This window comes from Bradyrhizobium genomosp. III (assembly GCF_000261705.1).
Classification (GTDB): Bacteria; Pseudomonadota; Alphaproteobacteria; order Rhizobiales; family Xanthobacteraceae; genus Bradyrhizobium; species Bradyrhizobium ottawaense.
In genome coordinates this window covers 1-17,027 of record NZ_AJQF01000186.1, presented here as the reverse complement: position 1 = coordinate 17,027, position 17,027 = coordinate 1, and the positions used below count along the sequence as shown (strand labels likewise).

Annotated in this window: 17 protein-coding genes; 9 read left to right on the top strand and 8 right to left on the bottom strand. The window is 64.5% G+C overall.

What is annotated here, in order from left to right; all coding sequences use genetic code 11:
* The 6 genes from IC66_RS0116345 to IC66_RS0116320 form a co-directional block, all read left to right on the top strand.
* The coding region (locus IC66_RS0116345) for an ABC transporter ATP-binding protein (RefSeq protein ID WP_038948338.1) at window positions 1–713 on the top strand (713 nt) is incomplete at its 5' end.
* A gap of 13 nt (window positions 714–726) precedes the next feature.
* Complete coding sequence (locus IC66_RS0116340) at window positions 727–1,812, top strand: ABC transporter ATP-binding protein (RefSeq protein ID WP_038948336.1); 1,086 nt, start codon at window positions 727–729, stop codon at window positions 1,810–1,812.
* Window positions 1,812–2,786, top strand: a complete 975-nt coding sequence (locus tag IC66_RS0116335; RefSeq protein ID WP_028141737.1) for a carbohydrate ABC transporter permease — start codon at window positions 1,812–1,814, stop codon at window positions 2,784–2,786. Before IC66_RS0116340 ends, IC66_RS0116335 begins: the two co-directional genes overlap by 1 nt.
* A complete protein-coding gene (locus IC66_RS0116330; RefSeq protein WP_038948335.1) occupies window positions 2,786–3,592 on the top strand; it encodes a carbohydrate ABC transporter permease in 807 nt (268 codons plus the stop codon). Before IC66_RS0116335 ends, IC66_RS0116330 begins: the two co-directional genes overlap by 1 nt.
* A gap of 10 nt (window positions 3,593–3,602) precedes the next feature.
* Window positions 3,603–3,932 (top strand): DUF2160 domain-containing protein, encoded by a 330-nt coding sequence (locus IC66_RS0116325; RefSeq protein ID WP_018323269.1) that lies wholly within the window; start codon window positions 3,603–3,605, stop codon window positions 3,930–3,932.
* A 130-nt stretch (window positions 3,933–4,062) separates the two neighbouring features.
* Window positions 4,063–5,805, top strand: a complete 1,743-nt coding sequence (locus IC66_RS0116320; protein ID WP_026202903.1) for an ABC transporter substrate-binding protein — start codon at window positions 4,063–4,065, stop codon at window positions 5,803–5,805.
* Between the two features lie 235 nt (window positions 5,806–6,040).
* On the opposite strand, the gene IC66_RS0116315 is transcribed toward IC66_RS0116320, so the two are convergent.
* The 5 genes from IC66_RS0116315 to IC66_RS0116295 form a co-directional block, all read right to left on the bottom strand.
* On the bottom strand, window positions 6,041–7,141 hold the full coding sequence (locus tag IC66_RS0116315) for an alkene reductase (protein WP_028141736.1): 1,101 nt from the start codon (window positions 7,139–7,141) through the stop codon (window positions 6,041–6,043).
* Window positions 7,142–7,319: 178 nt separating this feature from the next.
* On the bottom strand, window positions 7,320–7,823 hold the full coding sequence (locus tag IC66_RS0116310) for a DUF1993 domain-containing protein (protein WP_028141735.1): 504 nt from the start codon (window positions 7,821–7,823) through the stop codon (window positions 7,320–7,322).
* Between the two features lie 109 nt (window positions 7,824–7,932).
* Complete coding sequence (locus tag IC66_RS0116305) at window positions 7,933–9,234, bottom strand: lytic murein transglycosylase (protein WP_038948334.1); 1,302 nt, start codon at window positions 9,232–9,234, stop codon at window positions 7,933–7,935.
* Window positions 9,235–9,351: 117 nt separating this feature from the next.
* Window positions 9,352–11,292, bottom strand: a complete 1,941-nt coding sequence (locus tag IC66_RS0116300; protein ID WP_028141733.1) for a glycosyltransferase — start codon at window positions 11,290–11,292, stop codon at window positions 9,352–9,354.
* Complete coding sequence (locus IC66_RS0116295) at window positions 11,289–12,659, bottom strand: HlyD family secretion protein (protein ID WP_038948332.1); 1,371 nt, start codon at window positions 12,657–12,659, stop codon at window positions 11,289–11,291. Before IC66_RS0116295 ends, IC66_RS0116300 begins: the two co-directional genes overlap by 4 nt.
* Before the next feature lie 282 nt (window positions 12,660–12,941).
* Here IC66_RS0116295 and htpX point away from each other — a divergent pair, with 282 nt between their 5' ends.
* Complete coding sequence (gene htpX / locus IC66_RS0116290; RefSeq protein WP_028141731.1) at window positions 12,942–13,889, top strand: zinc metalloprotease HtpX; 948 nt, start codon at window positions 12,942–12,944, stop codon at window positions 13,887–13,889.
* 138 nt (window positions 13,890–14,027) lie between these two features.
* A complete protein-coding gene (locus tag IC66_RS0116285) occupies window positions 14,028–14,669 on the top strand; it encodes a tetratricopeptide repeat protein (protein ID WP_028141730.1) in 642 nt (213 codons plus the stop codon).
* 155 nt (window positions 14,670–14,824) lie between these two features.
* On the opposite strand, the gene IC66_RS0116280 is transcribed toward IC66_RS0116285, so the two are convergent.
* Window positions 14,825–15,181, bottom strand: a complete 357-nt coding sequence (locus tag IC66_RS0116280) for a hypothetical protein (RefSeq protein WP_028141729.1) — start codon at window positions 15,179–15,181, stop codon at window positions 14,825–14,827.
* A 176-nt stretch (window positions 15,182–15,357) separates the two neighbouring features.
* Window positions 15,358–16,158, bottom strand: coding sequence for a hypothetical protein (locus IC66_RS0116275; protein WP_026202904.1), 801 nt, complete (start codon window positions 16,156–16,158; stop codon window positions 15,358–15,360).
* A 228-nt stretch (window positions 16,159–16,386) separates the two neighbouring features.
* Between IC66_RS0116275 and IC66_RS47135 the strand changes: the two genes are divergently transcribed.
* Window positions 16,387–16,680, top strand: a complete 294-nt coding sequence (locus IC66_RS47135; RefSeq protein ID WP_014497428.1) for an antibiotic biosynthesis monooxygenase — start codon at window positions 16,387–16,389, stop codon at window positions 16,678–16,680.
* 145 nt (window positions 16,681–16,825) lie between these two features.
* Here the strand turns inward: IC66_RS47135 and IC66_RS42555 are convergent.
* Window positions 16,826–17,027 (bottom strand): short-chain fatty acyl-CoA regulator family protein (locus IC66_RS42555; protein ID WP_162131333.1); only part of this gene is annotated, 202 nt, incomplete at its 5' end.

The window sequence follows — 17,027 nt, the reverse complement described above, 5'->3', positions numbered from 1 at the left end:
GGGAGCCGTTTCTGAAGCGCACGCCGCTCCAGCTCTCCGGCGGCCAGCAGCAGCGCACCGCGATCGCGCGCGCGCTGGTCAAGGGCGCCGATCTCGTGCTGCTCGACGAGCCGCTCGCCAATCTCGACTACAAGCTGCGCGAGGAGCTGCGCGCCGAGCTGCCGCGCATCTTCGAGGCCTCGGGCGCGATCTTCGTCTATGCCACCACCGAGCCGACCGAGGCGCTTTTGCTCGGCGGCAACACGGTGTGCATGTGGGAAGGCCAGGCGCTCCAGATCGGCGAGACCGCCAATGTCTACCGCCGGCCGCAGACGCTGCGCGTTGCTCAGGTGTTTTCCGATCCGCCGCTCAATCTCGTCGGTATCGAGAAGAAGAACGGCTCCGTTCAATATGCCGGCGGCACTGCTTCGCCTGCCTCCGGCCTTTATTCAGGCCTTGCCGACGGCGCCTATCGCGTCGGTTTTCGCGCGCATCAGCTCGCGCTCGCCAATGGCGAGGCTGATCGTCATGCCTTCCATGCCACTGTCACGGTGACCGAGATCACCGGTTCGGAGAGTTTCGTGCATCTGACCCGCGAAGGATCGAACTGGGTGGCGGTGCTGCACGGCGTTCACGAGTTCGAGCCCGGCCAGATGCTCGATGCCGTGCTCGATCCGAATGATGTCTTCGTGTTCGACGCTGCCGACCGGCTGGTCGCAGCACCTGGATCGTAGGAGGGGATGCGCCATGGCCCGCATTGACCTCGTCGATCTCGCCCATTCCTACGGCGGCAATGATGCGCCGCAGGACAGCTTTGCGCTGAAGCCGGTGACCATGACCTGGCGGCAGGGCGGTGCGTATGCGCTGCTTGGTCCGTCCGGCTGCGGCAAGACCACGCTGCTCAACGTCATCTCCGGCATCATCACGCCGTCGCGGGGGCAAATCCTGTTCGACGGCAAGGACATCACACCTCTGTCAACCCAGAAGCGCAATATCGCGCAGGTGTTCCAGTTTCCGGTGATCTACGACACCATGACGGTCGGACAGAATTTGGCGTTTCCGCTGAAGAACCGTGGCGTGCCGAAGGCCGAAATCGACAAGCGCGTCGCCGAGATCGGCCGCCTGCTCGACCTCGAACCCTATCTAAACCGCAAGGCGACGCGGCTGACCGCTGACGCCAAGCAGAAGATCTCGCTCGGCCGTGGCCTCGTCCGCTCCGACGTCGCCGCCGTGCTGTTCGACGAGCCGCTGACGGTGATCGATCCCGAATTGAAATGGCAGCTCCGCTCCAAGCTGAAAGCGCTGCACCGTGAGCTCGACCTCACAATGATCTACGTCACCCACGACCAGACCGAGGCGCTGACCTTCGCCGACACCGTCGTCGTCATGCATGACGGCCGCGTGGTGCAGAGCGGTACGCCTGCCGAGCTGTTTGACAAGCCGGCGCACACCTTCGTCGGCTATTTCATCGGCTCGCCCGGCATGAACATCCTGCCGGCCGAGGTGAGGGGGCGCGAGGCGCGCATCGGCGGTCACGTCATCGCGCTGAACCGTGCCTACGACAATCTGCCTGTCGGCGCGAAGATCGAGATCGGCGTCCGTCCCGAATTCGTGGAGGTCGTGGCCCCCGCGCCCGGCCTGCTCACCGCGAAGATCGAGCGCCTCGACGATCTCGGCCGCATCCGTTTTGCGCGCGCCCGCTTCGGTGATGCAAAGCTCGCGGCGCGCGCGCCCGCGGGATTCACCAGCTCGGATGGCATGGCCGGACTGAAATTCGATCCGTCGCACGTCCACGTCTATGCCGACAGCCTTCTGGTGGAGGGGGCCGCCTGATGGACAAGACCGTCAACCAAAAAGCCTGGTTCCTGGTGCTGCCGGTGTTCCTGGTCGTCGCCTTCTCGGCGGTGCTGCCGCTGATGACGGTGGTGAACTATTCGATGCAGGACACCTTCGGCAACAACCAGTTCTTCTGGAACGGCGTCGGCTGGTTCAAGGAATTGCTCGATCCGTCGACCGATCTCGGCGGCCGCTTCCTTGCCTCGCTCGGACGCAATCTGTTCTTCTCGCTGGTGATCCTCGCGATCGAGGTGCCGCTCGGCATCGTCGTCGCGTTGTCGATGCCGCGCGAGGGCTGGACGGTGGCGGCCTGCCTCGTGATCCTCGCACTGCCGCTGCTGATTCCGTGGAACGTGGTCGGCACGATCTGGCAGATCTTCGGGCGTCCCGACATCGGGCTGCTCGGCTACGTCCTCAATGCCGCGGGCATCGACTACAATTACGTCTCCAACGACATCGACGCCTGGGTCACCGTCATCGTGATGGACGTCTGGCACTGGACCAGCCTCGTCGCGCTGCTCTGCTATGCCGGCCTGAAATCGATTCCCGAAGCCTATTACCAGGCCGCCCAGATCGACGGTGCCTCGCGCTGGGCCGTGTTCAAGGCGATCCAGCTGCCGAAGATGAACCGGGTGCTGTTGATCGCCGTGCTGCTCCGCTTCATGGACAGCTTCATGATCTACACCGAGCCGTTCGTGGTCACCGGCGGCGGGCCCGGCAACTCCACCACCTTCGTGTCGATCGAGCTCGTCAAGATCGCGCTCGGCCAGTTCGACCTCGGCAAGGCCGCGGCGCTGTCGCTGGTCTACAATCTGATCATCCTGATCGTCTGCTGGATCTTCTATACCGTCATGACCAATGCCGGCGCCGAGCGGAAGGTTCAGGCCGAAAGTGAGCCGGCGGCGGAGCCGAAGCCTGCGGCCGCGCTCAAGCCCGTGACCGCGCTCAAGCCAAAGGAAGGAGTGGCCTGATGCATTCGATTCCCGGCCGCCGCCTCATCATGGGGCTGTTCCTGATCTTCCTGCTGCTGCCGATCTACTGGCTCGTCAACATGAGCTTCAAGACCAACAGCGAGATCGTCTCGACGATGACGCTGTGGCCGCATACCCCGACGCTGCAGCACTACAAGCGCATCTTCACCGACGAGAGCTGGTATTCCGGCTACATCAACTCGCTGGAATATGTCGTTCTCAACACCATCATCTCGATCTCGGTGGCCTTGCCTGCGGCCTACGCCTTCTCGCGCTGCCGCTTCCTCGGCGACAAGCATCTGTTCTTCTGGCTCTTGTCGAACCGCATGGCGCCGGCCGCGGTCTACGCGCTGCCGTTCTTCAACCTTTATTCGGCGATCGGCCTGTTCGATACGCCGTGGGCGGTCGCGCTCGCGCATTGCATCTTCAACGTGCCGCTGGCGGTGTGGATCCTCGAGGGCTTCGTCTCCGGCGTGCCGCGCGAGATTGACGAGACCGCCTTCCTCGACGGCTATTCCTTCCCGCGCTTCTTCATCAAGATCCTGGTGCCGTTGATCGCGAGCGGCATCGGTGTCGCCGCCTTCTTCTGCTTCATGTTCTCCTGGGTCGAGCTTCTGCTTGCGCGCACGCTGACCTCAGTGTCGGCCAAGCCGATCGCGGCGATCATGACCCGCACGGTATCGGCATCGGGCATGGATTGGGGCCTCTTGGCAGCGGCCGGCGTGCTCACCATCATCCCGGGCGCGCTCGTGATCTGGTTCGTCCGCAACTACATCGCGAGCGGTTTTGCGCTCGGTCGCGTGTAAGGAGGCATCAATGGAATCCATCGCATGGATGGCCTGGACGCTGCCGACGGCGATCTTCTTCGCCGCGCTCGCCTGCACGCTCGCCGTGATGACGTGGCTTGCGGCGGTCTATCCCGAAGCCGAGCGCGTCGGCGTGCTCCGAATTCCAACCACGCGCGGCGACCGCCTGTTCATCTCGCTGATATCGGCGGCGGTCATCCACCTTCTCTGGATCGGCTTCTTCGGCACCGATGCGATCGCAACGCTGCCGATCGGCGAGGAGGGCGTTGAAATCTCGCGCCTGTGGCTCGCAAGTGGAATTTCGCTGGTCACGGCCGTGCTCATTTTTCGCACGGTCTGAAGCTCGCGAAGGGACGGCCAGATCCGGGGGCAATCCGGGTCTGTATAAAAGTTTGTCGCTGCAACGGAGGAACAACATGCGACAGTTTAGGAGAAGGAAAGGTCCATTGGCCAAGAATAGCTTTCTGACCATGTCCAGCGCCGCCGCCATCATTGCGGTGTCGTTCGCCGTCTCGGCGCCGGTCCGCGCCGCCGACGACGCCGTGATCCAGAAGTGGATCGCGGAATTCACTCCCTCGACGCTGTCGAAGGAAGACCAGAAGAAGGAGCTGGAGTGGTTCGCCAAGGCCGCCGAGCCCTTCAAGGGCATGGAGATCAACGTCGTCTCCGAGACCATCACGACCCACGAATACGAGTCGCAGACGCTGGCCAAGGCGTTCTCCGAGCTCACCGGCATCAAGCTCAAGCACGACCTCATCCAGGAAGGTGACGTCGTCGAGAAGCTGCAGACCCAGATGCAGTCCGGCAAGAACGTCTATGACGGCTGGATCAACGATTCCGACCTGATCGGCACGCATTTCCGCTACGGCCAGACCGTCGTGCTCTCGGACTACATGACCGGCGAGGGCAAGGACGTCACCGATCCCATGCTCGACGTCAACGACTTCATCGGCAAGTCGTTCACCACGGGGCCGGACGGCAAGCTCTATCAGCTGCCCGACCAGCAGTTCGCCAACCTCTATTGGTTCCGCTACGACTGGTTCACCAACGCCGACTACAAGGCCAAGTTCAAGGCCAAGTATGGCTACGAGCTCGGCGTGCCCGTGAACTGGTCCGCCTATGAGGACATCGCCGAGTTCTTCACCAACGACATCAAGGAGATCAACGGCGTCAAGGTCTACGGCCATATGGACTATGGCAAGAAGGACCCCTCGCTCGGATGGCGCTTCACCGACGCCTGGCTGTCGATGGCCGGCAACGGTGACAAGGGCATTCCGAACGGCCTGCCTGTCGACGAATGGGGCATCCGCATGGAAGGCTGCCGTCCGGTCGGCTCCTCGGTGGAGCGTGGTGGCGACACCAACGGTCCCGCCGCGGTCTACTCGATCACCAAGTACCTCGAGTGGCTGAAGAAGTACGCGCCGCCGCAGGCGCAGGGCATGACGTTCTCCGAAGCAGGCCCGGTGCCGGCGCAGGGCAACATCGCCCAGCAGATGTTCTGGTACACCGCTTTCACCGCCGACATGGTGAAGCCGGGCATCGCCGTGATGAACGCGGACGGTACGCCGAAATGGCGTATGGCTCCCTCGCCGCACGGTTCGTACTGGAAGGAAGGCATGAAGCTCGGCTACCAGGACGCCGGCTCCGTGACGCTGCTGAAGTCGACCCCGGCGGATCGCCGCAAGGCGGCTTGGCTCTATCTCCAGTTCATCATCTCGAAGTCGGTGAGCTTGAAGAAGAGCCATGTCGGTCTCACCTTCATCCGTGAATCCGACATCTGGGACAAGTCGTTCACCGAGCGTGCGCCGAAGCTCGGCGGCCTGATCGAGTTCTACCGCTCGCCCGCGCGCGTGCAGTGGACCCCGACCGGCAACAACGTGCCCGACTACCCGAAGCTCGCGCAGCTGTGGTGGCAGAACATCGGCGATGCGTCGTCCGGTGCGAAGACCCCGCAGCAGGCGATGGACGCGCTGGCCGCCGCTCAGGACTCCGTCATGGAGCGCCTGGAGAAGTCCGGCGTGCAGGGCGCCTGCGGTCCCAAGCTGCACAAGAAGGAGACGGCCGAATACTGGTTCGCCAAGGCCCAGAAGGACGGCACGATTGCTCCGCAGCGCAAGCTCGCCAACGAGAAGCCGAAGGGCGAGACCGTCGACTACGACACCCTGATCAAGTCGTGGCCGGCCACCCCGCCCAAGCGCGCGGAAGCGAAGTGACGTCGTGAGACGTCATGGCCGGGCTGGACCCGGCCATCCATCAAAATCGAAAGGCCGGGAGCGATCCCGGCCTTTTTGTTGTGAGCCACTCTGTTCACCACACCGTCATTGCGAGCGCAGCGAAGCAATCCAGAATCTTCCGGCGGAGGCAGTCTGGATTGCTTCGTCGCCAGCGCAAAATTGCTTCGCAATTTTGTCGCCGGCTCCTCGCAATGACGGCGGAGAGCGCGAAGCCTTACTCCGCCGGCTCGGCCGCCAGCGTCGGGTAATCCGTGTAACCCTTCGCGCCGCCGCCGTAGAACGTGTTCTTGTCCCAGTCGTTCAGTGCTGCGCCCTGCTTCAGCCGCTCGACGAGGTCGGGGTTGGAGATGAAGGGCTTGCCGAAGGCGATGAGGTCGGCCGCATTGGTGTCCAGCACCTTGGTGGCGAGACCGAAATCGTAGCCGTTATTGGCGACATAGGCGCCGGCAAAGCGCTTGCGCAAGGATGCATAATCAAACGGCGCGATGTCGCGCGGGCCGCCGGTGGCGCCTTCGACGACATGGAGATAGACCAGCTTCAGCGCGCTGAGGCCGTCGACGATATGGTCATACAGGGCTTGCGGGTTGGAATCCGAGATATCGTTGGCCGGCGTCACCGGCGAGATGCGGATGCCGGTACGGTCGGCACCGGCCTCGGCCACCACGGCCTTGGACACCTCCAGCATCAGCCGCGCGCGGTTCTCGATCGAGCCACCATAGGCGTCGGTGCGCTTGTTGGCGCCGTCCTTGGCAAACTGCTCAAGTAAATAACCGTTGGCGCCGTGAATCTCGACGCCGTCGAAGCCGGCCTCCAGCGCGTTCTTCGTGGCGCGCTTGAAATCGTCGATAATCCCGGGGATTTCGGCGAGCTCGAGCGCGCGCGGTTCGGAGACGTCGGCGAAGCCGCCGTTCACGAAGGTCTTGCCCTTGGCGCGGATCGCGCTCGGTGCCACAGGGGCTGCGCCACCCGCCTGCAGATCGACATGCGAGATGCGGCCGACATGCCAGAGCTGGATGAAGATCTTGCCGCCGCGCGCGTGCACCTTGTCGGTGACCTTGCGCCAGCCGGCAACCTGGTCCTTGGAATAGATGCCGGGCGTGTCCTGGTAGCCCTGGCCCTGCTGCGAGATCTGGCTCGCTTCGGTGATCAGGAGCCCTGCGGAGGCGCGCTGGCCATAATAATCGGCGGCGAGCGCACCAGGCACGAATGTGCCGGGCACGGCTCGGTTGCGCGTCAGCGGCGCCATCACCAGGCGGTTGGCCAGCGTGATCGGGCCGAGCTTGTAGGTCTCAAACAATTTGGTCGAACGGCTCATGGGGAATGCTTCCAGGGTGTGAGGTCCCGAACACTTGTGCATCGCGACATCGGGCGCAAGGGAGAAGCCATACGGAAAGTGCAGGCGAGCTACGCGACGGGGCCCGCGTAGCATAATTCATGTGCGATTTTGGCCGTGACAGTGGATTACGACCGCCACGGCCGTGCAATTTCGCAAATCAGTTCGCGCCCATAAAATCCCGCTTGCCGATCTCGACGCCGTTGTGGCGCAAAATGCCGTGGGCGGTCGTGGCGTGGAAATAGAAGTTCGGCAGCGAGAACGCGCTCAGGAATTGCTGGCCCTTCATGGTGATGGATTTGTCGGGGCCGGCGGGGAAGGTGACGTCTTTGGTCTCGGCACCTTCGAACTGCTCGGGCTTGAACGACTTCACATAGTCGATGGTCTTGGCCAGCCGCTGCTTCAATTCCGCAAAGCTGGTCTCGGTGTCGGGCGTCGAGGGCACCTCGCTATGGGTCAGCCGGGCGCAGCCCTTGGCGGCGAAATCGCTGACGAGCTGGACCTGCTTCGACAGCGGCAGCATGTCCGGGAAGAGGCGCGAGCCGAGCAGGACGCTGGGATCGATCTTCCTGGCCGCGCAATGCGCCTCGGCTTTGGTGAGCAGGCCGGTGAGGCTGTTCAGCATTTGCAAATAGGCGGGGACGGCCGCGTCGTAGAGGGACATGTGATGCTCGCTTGTGAATGGGAAATCTCAGGAGAAAACCTGAGCTACTCACATGGGAGGCTCACGGAAAAATACAATCGCGGGAAGCCGCTTGTGCAGTGCGAAAATTCTACCTCACCATCCCCGCCGGCTGCGCCTGCGCCGTGGCGCCGCGCATGCGCGCCAGCAGGTCGGCGGTCGGCCAGGAATCGGCCGGCAGGCCGTGCTTGATTTGCATCGCCTTGACGGCCGCGCGGCTCTGCTGGCCCAGCACGCCGTCGACCTTGCCGACATTGAAGCCGGCACGCACGAGCAGTTGCTGCAATTCCTTGAGCTCGTTGAACGGCAGCTGCGCCACCGGCGCCGTCGGCTTGCGCATCGGCGCGGCACCTGCAATGCGCGAGGCGAGATAGCCTGCGGTGGTCGAATAGATCAGCGAGTTATTCCACTCGGTGTAGGCCGCGAAATTCGGGTACGCCATGAAGGCCGGACCATTGCGTCCCATCGGCAGCAGTACGGAGGCTGCGAGATTGTCATTCGGCAGCGGCCGGCCGTCGGGATAGGTGACGCCAAGCAGCGCCCATTTCGAGCGCGGCTCTCGCACCGTGAGGTCGGTCTGCTCCCACGGCAGGTTTTGCGGCACCTTGATCTCTTCCAGCCACGGCTCGCCGCGCCGCCACTTCAGGCCGTTGGCAATGTAGTTCGCGGTCGAGCCGATCACGTCGGCTGGCGACCGCAACAGATCGCGCCGTCCGTCGCCGTCATAATCGACGGCGTAGTTGACGTAATGCACAGGCAGGAACTGGGTCTGCCCGAGCTCGCCGGCCCACGAGCCGATCATCTCGTCGGGATGCAGATCGCCGCGGTCGATGATCTTCAGCGCGGCGATGGTCTCGCCCACGAACATTTCCGAGCGCCGGCAGTCATAGGCCAGCGACACCAGCGATTTCAGCGTTTGCAGATTTCCCATGTTGGCGCCGAAGTCGCTCTCCAGCCCCCAGAACGCGGCGATCACCGCCGGCGGCACGCCATATTCCTTTTCGGCGCGTGCGAACGCGGCGGCGTATTGCTTGATGTGCTGCTGCCCGTTCTGCATCCGATAGGGCGCCGCCATGCGTCCGGCGAATTCGGTGAAGAGCTGGCCGAACACGCGCTGGCCGCGGTCGCGGTTGACGATGCCCTGGTCGTAGACGAGGTAGGGCGAAGCCTCCGCGATCGTCCGCTGCGATACGCCGGCAGCCACAGCCTGTTGCTTCACGTCGGCGAGAAAGCGATCGAAGTTCGCACCGTTATGGCACGACGCCGCACGCGGCGAGGCTGCGGTGGTCCTGGGCGCCACGGGTTTGGCGGGCGGCGGCGCGAACTGGGCGGAGGCGGTGGCGGAGCATGCGAGGAGCGCGACGGCCGCGATCAGAAATCGGGTCTGGACCATTGGGGTTCCGGCGGGGGAAGGGGCAGGCGTGGATTCGCCCGAAGTTTAGGTGAAGTGATGGCCTCAGGCCATCCTTTCCGTCCCATGCCAGCATACGGAATGCGAGTGGATGCCGGCCTAGCCGAACAGCCGCATCAGCAGCGCTTTCCCGACCGGGAGCGCCCTGACGCCCTGATAGGCGCGAACATACTCGCCAGCATAGAACGCCCTGATCGCATGCACGCGTGTATCCATGCCTTCCTCGAAACGCACCGCGAATCCATCCGCGGTCCGCCGCACCACGACCGCGGCGATCGGGCGGCCATAGATCCGGCATTCGATCGCGCTGCCGGGGTGCGGCGGATCGGGATCGATCAGGCGGGCGCCGGTGATCGAGATGTCGGCGAGCCGCGCGAGATGCGACTTGCCTTGCTGGCGCAGCAGCACCGTCTCATTGCGATCAAAACGCTCCGCCTTGCGCTTTCGCGGTTGCTCGATGCAGACGAAGCAGACCACTGTGAGGATGAACGCGTTGTAGAGGCTCCAGGTCAGAGCCAGCCCGCCGTAGGCGATGTTCTCGCCGCGCAGGTGCAGGATGAAGGCATAGGCGATGGCTGCGAGCGTGACCAGAAGCGCGGTGCCATAGAGCCGCAGCAGCGGCCATTCGACAAATCTCCTGTCCCGGTCCCCGCCTTTCGCCGTGACCTTGAACTTGTGTCCTTTCGGCCTCAGCAGACCGGTTGCCACCGCCCTCAGCACTGCGGGCGCGGCGATGAGTTGCGACACGTCCGTCATCATGGCCAGCGAGCGGCCGTGCGACAGCCAGGCCATGCTGAGGCTGTGCCAGACATAGAACGGCAGAAAGAACCGGAGCAACTCGGTCAGGTCGGCCCGGACCGCCTTGATGCCGAAGAGCAGGAACAGCCAGGGCACCACGAGGCCCGCCACCTTCGACGTGTAGACCGCGGACCAGCTCATGAAAGCATCGACCAGCGAGAGTCGGTCGATGAAGGAGAGCTTCGACTCCCTGGACAGCGGTCCGCTGCGGCCGCGCACGATTTGCATCAAGCCGAGGCACCAGCGGGCGCGCTGGGTGATGTATTCCTTCAACCCTTCCGGCGCGAGCCCGATCGTCAGCCGCTCGTTGAGATAGATCGTGTTGAGGCCGCGTTCCTTCAGGCGAAGGGTGACGAGATAGTCTTCCGTGACGGAATCGGTCGGAAATCCGCCGATCCGCACCAGTCCGTCGTAGCGAATGAGTGAGGAAGTGCCGCAGCAGAATGCGACGCCCCAGGCGTCCTTCGCCGGCAGCAGGATGTCGAAGAAGAAGCGTTGCTCGTCCGGCCAAACGTCGGTTGCAGCAAGGTTGCTCTGGATCGGGTCGGGATTGATGAAGTGCTGCGGCGTCTGCACCACCCCGACCGAAGCATCGTCCATGAGCGAGATGGTCCGCGCCAGGAAGTCGGGCCGCGGCACGAAGTCCGCATCGAGGATGGCCACGAATTGCGGCGGCTTCGGCATCGCACCGACATGTCGGAGCGCGTGATTGATATTGCCGGCCTTGGCGTGATGGTTGTCGGGCCGCGTGAGATAATGGCAGCCGAGTTCACCCGCGAGTCGCCGCAGCCAGGGCCGTCGGCCGTCGTCGAGCACCCAGACGCGGTAGTTGCCATACGTCATGCCGGTCGCGCCGATGATCGTGCGCTCGAGGATCGATCGTTCCTCGTTGTAGGTGCAGATGAAGACGTCGATCAGCGGCGCGCCGGGATTGAAGGCGCGGCTATCGATCCTGGCTGATCTGGAACGATCGATTGTTCGGCTCAGGAACAGCAGAGACAAGGTGACCGCGACGAGCGAGGCCGCTTCCAGCAGCATGAAGGGATAGCCGATCACGGCATCCGCGGTCAGATGCGGCGGCGGGAGAGTCGCTGTGACGCGCCAATGGAGATAGCGGAGCAGGAAAACGACTGACACGATGGCCAGGAACGAGCGTGCCATCGTGCTGTCGCGCCTGAGCAGCGGTACGATCGCCATGAAGGCGCCGAGCGCAATCAGGCCGGGCGTCAGCGCCGTCGTCACGGCGCGGTCTCTTGCCTTGCAAACACCACGCGGCCGGTGCGTCCCACCGTGCAGGCGTGGGCAGCGCCATCACCGAGCGCAACGGTCACGCGATAGGGCTCCTTGCTCAGCGCGTCGGGATTGATGGCGAGATTGGCGGGCGCGCCGGCGGCGCCGGTCAGGTTGACCACGGTGCCGGAAATCGCTGCGCCGCCGTCGTTCGGCTCGAAGGTCGCGTGGTCGCCGAGCTGCAAACGGTTGTAGACGCTCTCGGTGACGTTCGCGGTGATGACGGCGCCGCTGCAATCGAGCACCTTGAGCAGCGGTTGGCCGGGTTGCACGTCCTCGCCCGGCGAGGTCATCATCTCCCAGACGCGCCCTGTGACGGGTGTCGTGATGTTGGCTTCGGACAGATCGGCGAAGCGAATCTCTTCGGTGATGATCTCGCTGGCGAGCCAGGCGATCTCGGTGTCGGTGCGTGCGAGGTCAGCGTCGAGGTCGCCGGCACGCTGGCGCATCTCTTCCTCGCGCTGCACCGAGCTCGGCCGGTCGTTGTAGCTGTCGCCGAGGAAGGAGCCGTTCCGTGCCGCGGCAAGCTCGACCTTGGCCGCGTCCAGCCGCTTTCGCGCACCGAGCTCGGTCTGCTGCGATACGGAAAGCTCGCGCGTCAGCCGTGCCAGCTCGACGGTCGAGACGTTGCCGGATTTCGCCAGCGAGGATGCGCGCTCGACTGCGGCACTGGCTTCCTCCCGCCGCGCTGCCGCGGCCTCGATCGAGGTCTGGATCTCGGCGATCCGGGCCTCGAGCTGGAGCACGCGCCCGTCGCGGAATTGCGTCGCCTGCCGCGCCAGGTCCTTTTGCGCTGCCTGGGCCGAGGCAAGCTTGGCGGCAAGGCTCGGCCGCTCGTTCTCCAGGCGCGATTTCTGCCGCCGGAGATCGTCGAGCCGGGTGCGATCGCCGCGCGGGTTGACCACGCGCAGGACCACGGTCCCGGCGTCGAGCCTGGCCTGATCGGTCAAGCGCTGTGCGGCTGCCACACGGCCTCCGATCGGGGTGCGCAGGGTGACGAGGCGGGAATTCAACACGGCCTCGACGCTTGAATACTCCCAAACCGCGCGCAGCGGCAGCCAGCCGAAAATGGCGATGAGGGCAAGTCCGATCGCGATCTTCGCGCCGCGCCTCAGACGTGGCCAGCGCCGCTGCGATTCCGGCTGTGTCTGCGCATCGGGCGCGGGGCCGGGCTCGTCATTGGCGAACATCTGCTCGTACAACGCCTCCTGCAAACCCTTCGCGTCAGTCCTCGCGTCGATCTTGGCGTCAGTCTTGGCGTCGTGAGGGGAGGGAGCAGATGCGGGATCGACGGAAGCGGCGCTCGAGCGGTCCATCATGACGGTCACCTTGCTGACGGGGTGCCAACGGAACCGGTCAATGCGCCGCGACCGCGCGGCGTGCCCGGTTACCACGAATTAAGCCGCGATTGCGCTTTCCGGGTTGCTAAACGTATGCGGGTGTTTTTGCGCAAATCCCGCTCAAGCTTTAGCGGCACGGGAAAGGCTGACGCTGCAATGGATGTGCGGCCGGGCGACGCACGAACCTTGCGGTGGCAGGCAGCATTCATACCTCCGGGGTGCCGGCCAGAGGTTCGCCCGCGGCCGCCTTGGGAGACGGCCATGAACTATTTTCGTACCGCTATGCTGCTCGCAGGCCTCACCGCCCTGTTCATGGGCGTGGGCTATCTGATCGGGGGTGCCTCCGGCGCCATGATCGCGCTGGTCATCGCCGCGGCAACGAATCTCTTCACCTACTGGAACTCCGACCGCATGGTGCTCTCGATGTACGGTGCCCATGAGGTCGATCGTTCGACCGCGCCGGAGCTGGTCGGGTTGGTCGCGGAACTTGCGGGCCGGGCAGGCTTGCCGATGCCGCGCGTGTTCCTGATGGATGAGGTGCAGCCCAACGCGTTCGCGACCGGCCGCAACCCGCAAAACGCCGCCGTCGCCGTCACCACAGGCCTGATGCGCCAGCTCAGCCGCGAGGAGCTCGCCGGCGTGATCGCGCACGAGCTCGCCCATATCAAGAATCACGACACGCTGCTGATGACGATCACTGCGACCATTGCGGGCGCGATCTCCATGCTGGCGCAGTTCGGCATGTTCTTCGGCGGCAACCGCGAGAACAACAATGGTCTCGGCATCGTCGGCTCGATCCTGATGATGATCCTCGCCCCCCTCGGCGCCATGCTGGTGCAGATGGCGATCAGCCGCACCCGCGAATATGCCGCGGACAATCTCGGTGCGCGCATCGCGGGGCAGCCGATGTGGCTGGCTTCCGCGCTGGTGAAGATCGAGGGCGCCGCGCATCAGGTGCCGAACTATGAGGCCGAGCGAAACCCCGCGACCGCGCACATGTTCATCATCAATCCGCTGTCGGGCCATGGCGTGGACAATCTGTTCGCCACCCATCCCTCGACGCAGAACCGCATCGCGGCGCTTCAGCAGCTCGCGGCCGAGCTCGGCACGCGGCCGGCGCCGTCGGTTGGCGCCAACGAGAACTATCCCCCGCGCAGCCCATGGGGGCGCTCGTCCTCGCGTGGTCCTTCACGCGGCCCCTGGGGCTGATACGGAACCCTGCGGCAATTTGCGGTCGGCTTTGTGACCTGGCGCACACAGGATCGTCGGAGCCGGTGTTAAGACCCCGGCGAGACACTTCCTTCGAAAGGGGATGCGTGACCGGCTCGCTGCCGGCCACCGTCGAAGATGACCAGAGCTGCCGTACCATTGCTGATCGTCCTGTGCGTGCTCGTCGGCCTGTCCACGCACATGGTCGTCAATTGCGGCGACGAGGACGATCCCGATATCTGCTCGGCCGTGATCGGCTTCTCGCCGCTGCGCGGCTCGCTGATCGCCTTTGCCTATGAGGGGCGCGGACGGATCGCGCTGCGCCATGGCGACTTCAGGCGGGCAGTCGCCGATTTCGACGAGGCCATTCACCTCAATCCCAATCGCGCCTCGCTCTATCGCGACCGCGCGCTCGCGCGCCGTCAGAACGGCGATCTTGAACTCGCCATCGCCGACTATGACGAGGCGATCGCGCATGATCCCAAGCGCGCTGCGCCCTATCACCAGCGCGGTCTCGCGCTCGCCGCCACGGGCGATCTCGACCGCGCGATTCTGAGCTACAACACGGCGGTCCGCCTCGACCCCTCGGATGCGCAGGCCCGCCTCGACCGTGGCCTTGCGTTCCTCGCCCGCGGCCAGGCCGACGATGCGCGCGCCGATTTCGAGGCGGCGCTGGCGCTGCCCGCCGGCAAGGACGGCCGCACCCGAGAAGCCGCGCGCGCCAGGCTCGCCGAACTCGCCAGCGCCGAGCCGACGCAGGTGTCAGTGCCGAGGCGGTGAGGGGGCTCTATCCACCGAATCCTGGAATCGTAGGGTGGGCAAAGGCGCCCTTGCGCCGTGCCCACGATCTCTACAATACGGCAACAGACGCGTGGGCACGCTTCGCTTTGCCCACCCTACGGCGCCGATTGTGCGGAGGGATACTCCTCATCCGCCTACTTCGCCTTCTTGGCTTTGGCCTTCTTCGCCTTCGCGGCCTTCTTCGCCGGCTTCTCTTCGTTCGCCTTCTTCTCGACCTTCGCCGCCACGGGGGTGCTGGCGGCAAGCCGCATTGACCGCGCGTAGCTGTCGGCGACGTTGTCGGCGGACATCTGCAGGCGCTTGGCGGCGGCGGTGGCCTGCTCCATGGTGGCCTTGGCCATCATCTTGAAGCGGTCGCCGGTCTCCTTGCCCTTGGCCTTGGCCGCCAGGCCGTTGAAGCGATCCCGCCGCTCCTTGGCGCGGGTCATCAGGCCCGTATGCAGCTGTCTGGCCAGTTGCCGGATCACGACATCCAGGTCGGCGTCCGCCATGTTGTTCTATCCTCTTCGAAAAATGGGTCTCGATGCGGGCGGAACTATGCAGATCGGGCCCCGCCTTGGCAATTCCCGCCTGGGCGTCATCCGCAGCTTCCGGCCTGCGAAACAAAAAAGCCGCGCATTTCGCGCGGCTCTTTGGCTGATCTGGCTGAGGCAGCTCTACGTTCGCTTCACTTCAGCGAGGCGACCGGGCCGTTTGCCGCCGCCGGCTCCGGGTCGAAGCCAAACACGCCGACCAGGTACTTGTAATAGTCCGGCATCTTCTCCTTGAGCGTCTCGCGCGACTTCGGATCGTGGAATTCGCTCTTTCCGGCCAGGAAGATGCTGGCGGTCACGGCGAAGAATTCCATGGGATTCTTCAACGCATAGGATTCCTTGGGGAGCAAGTCCTTGGACTTAGCAAGGGCGAAGTAGGCGATCACGCCCTTGTTGGCGTAGCCGTCCGGCAACAGCCGCGCGTGATAGGCGTGCAGGAGCTCGTGCAGCAGCACCGCCTCCTTTTCGTAGCGCATCATGTCCGGCCGCAGCATGATCACGCCGAGGCCCGAATCGACCGCGAGGTCGACGGCGTTCGGATTGGTCCAGCGCTGCTTGTCGTGGTCCCAGACCGTCAGCGTCCGCGGCACGCGGCGTTCGACGTTGGGGGCGACGCGGCCGTAGCAGGCGGTGGCGGCACCTTCGTCGAGGCAGGCGAGCTCGCTGGCGATGATCGGCACGGTGCGGAAGAAGCGCAGCACGCGCGGCGACAGGCCGGCCGCCTCGACCGCGTCGATCTGGCTCTTCAGATTGTCGGTGAGCTTGTCTACATCCTTGCGGTCGGAGTTCTCCGACAGGTCGAACATGTAGCCGCGATAGCTCTGGAAGCCCGGCGGCAGCGACTGCGCTGCATCGGCATCGAGCGATCCGGCTTGGGATGGATTGGCGAAGAGCGCGCCGACAATGGTTGCGGTCAGCAGCAACGCAATGCGCATGATGAACCCCCTGATGTCACTTCGCCCGGCAGAATAGGCCACCGTTGTTTGCGAAAAGTGAGTGGGGCAAGACTAAGGCACCGATGTTGAGGCGTGCTTAATCGGTGGTTGCAGATCGCTGCGGCAGATTAGTGCGGGGTTAACCAAGGAGGGTATCCGGGCCCGGCGCTTCGGCGTAACATCCGGTTCGGGCACAAAGCCCACATCAATAGCCGGGAGGAGGAAGTTATGTATGCCGCCATCCGTCAGGCCAAGGCAAAGAGCGGGAGCGCGGAAGAGCTGGCGCGCCGCATCAAGGACGGCGCCGTTCCGATCATCAGCGACGTCGACGGTTTCCGCGCCTATTACGTCGTCTATGCCGGCGACGACACGGTGACCGCGATCTCGATCTTCGACAAGTTCGAGCAGGCGGAGGAGGCGAACCGGCGCGCGATCGCCTGGATCGAGAAGGATCTCGGGCCGTTGCTTGCGGGCCATGCGAGCGCGGCTGCGGGGCCGGTGATCGTGCATACGCTGGCGTAGGGCCTTGTTTGCGATAGTGGCGAGCAGCGGCCGCATATTCGGTCGTCATGCCCGGGCTTGTCCCGGGCATCCACGTCTTTCCTCGCACGCTGAAGCGCGTGGATGGCCGGGTCAAGCCCGGCCATGACGGAGGAGAGAGTGCCCCTCACAACTCCCGCGCATTCGAGAACGCGAAGCTCGACACCCGCCGCGTCGTCTCGTCCAGGATGAGCGTGCGTGTGATCGGCGGCTCGGCGCGCTGGGCGCAGTTTTCGCGCTCGCACAGGCGGCAGTTGACGCCGATCGGCGTGCCTTCGGTTTTCTCCAGGTCGACGCCGGCGGCGTAGGTCAGGCGCGCGGCGTGACGG

Coding starts and splice junctions, on each gene's coding strand:
- IC66_RS0116330 (WP_038948335.1), top strand. CDS start 2,786: ATGCATTCGATTCCCGGCCGCCGCCTCATCATGGGGCTGTTCCTGATC.
- IC66_RS0116305 (WP_038948334.1), bottom strand. CDS start 9,234: ATGGTCCAGACCCGATTTCTGATCGCGGCCGTCGCGCTCCTCGCATGC.
- IC66_RS0116285 (WP_028141730.1), top strand. CDS start 14,028: ATGACCAGAGCTGCCGTACCATTGCTGATCGTCCTGTGCGTGCTCGTC.
- IC66_RS0116315 (WP_028141736.1), bottom strand. CDS start 7,141: ATGAGCCGTTCGACCAAATTGTTTGAGACCTACAAGCTCGGCCCGATC.
- IC66_RS0116335 (WP_028141737.1), top strand. CDS start 1,812: ATGGACAAGACCGTCAACCAAAAAGCCTGGTTCCTGGTGCTGCCGGTG.
- IC66_RS0116325 (WP_018323269.1), top strand. CDS start 3,603: ATGGAATCCATCGCATGGATGGCCTGGACGCTGCCGACGGCGATCTTC.
- htpX (WP_028141731.1), top strand. CDS start 12,942: ATGAACTATTTTCGTACCGCTATGCTGCTCGCAGGCCTCACCGCCCTG.
- IC66_RS0116320 (WP_026202903.1), top strand. CDS start 4,063: ATGTCCAGCGCCGCCGCCATCATTGCGGTGTCGTTCGCCGTCTCGGCG.
- IC66_RS0116280 (WP_028141729.1), bottom strand. CDS start 15,181: ATGGCGGACGCCGACCTGGATGTCGTGATCCGGCAACTGGCCAGACAG.
- IC66_RS0116275 (WP_026202904.1), bottom strand. CDS start 16,158: ATGCGCATTGCGTTGCTGCTGACCGCAACCATTGTCGGCGCGCTCTTC.
- IC66_RS0116310 (WP_028141735.1), bottom strand. CDS start 7,823: ATGTCCCTCTACGACGCGGCCGTCCCCGCCTATTTGCAAATGCTGAAC.
- IC66_RS0116340 (WP_038948336.1), top strand. CDS start 727: ATGGCCCGCATTGACCTCGTCGATCTCGCCCATTCCTACGGCGGCAAT.
- IC66_RS47135 (WP_014497428.1), top strand. CDS start 16,387: ATGTATGCCGCCATCCGTCAGGCCAAGGCAAAGAGCGGGAGCGCGGAA.
- IC66_RS0116295 (WP_038948332.1), bottom strand. CDS start 12,659: ATGATGGACCGCTCGAGCGCCGCTTCCGTCGATCCCGCATCTGCTCCC.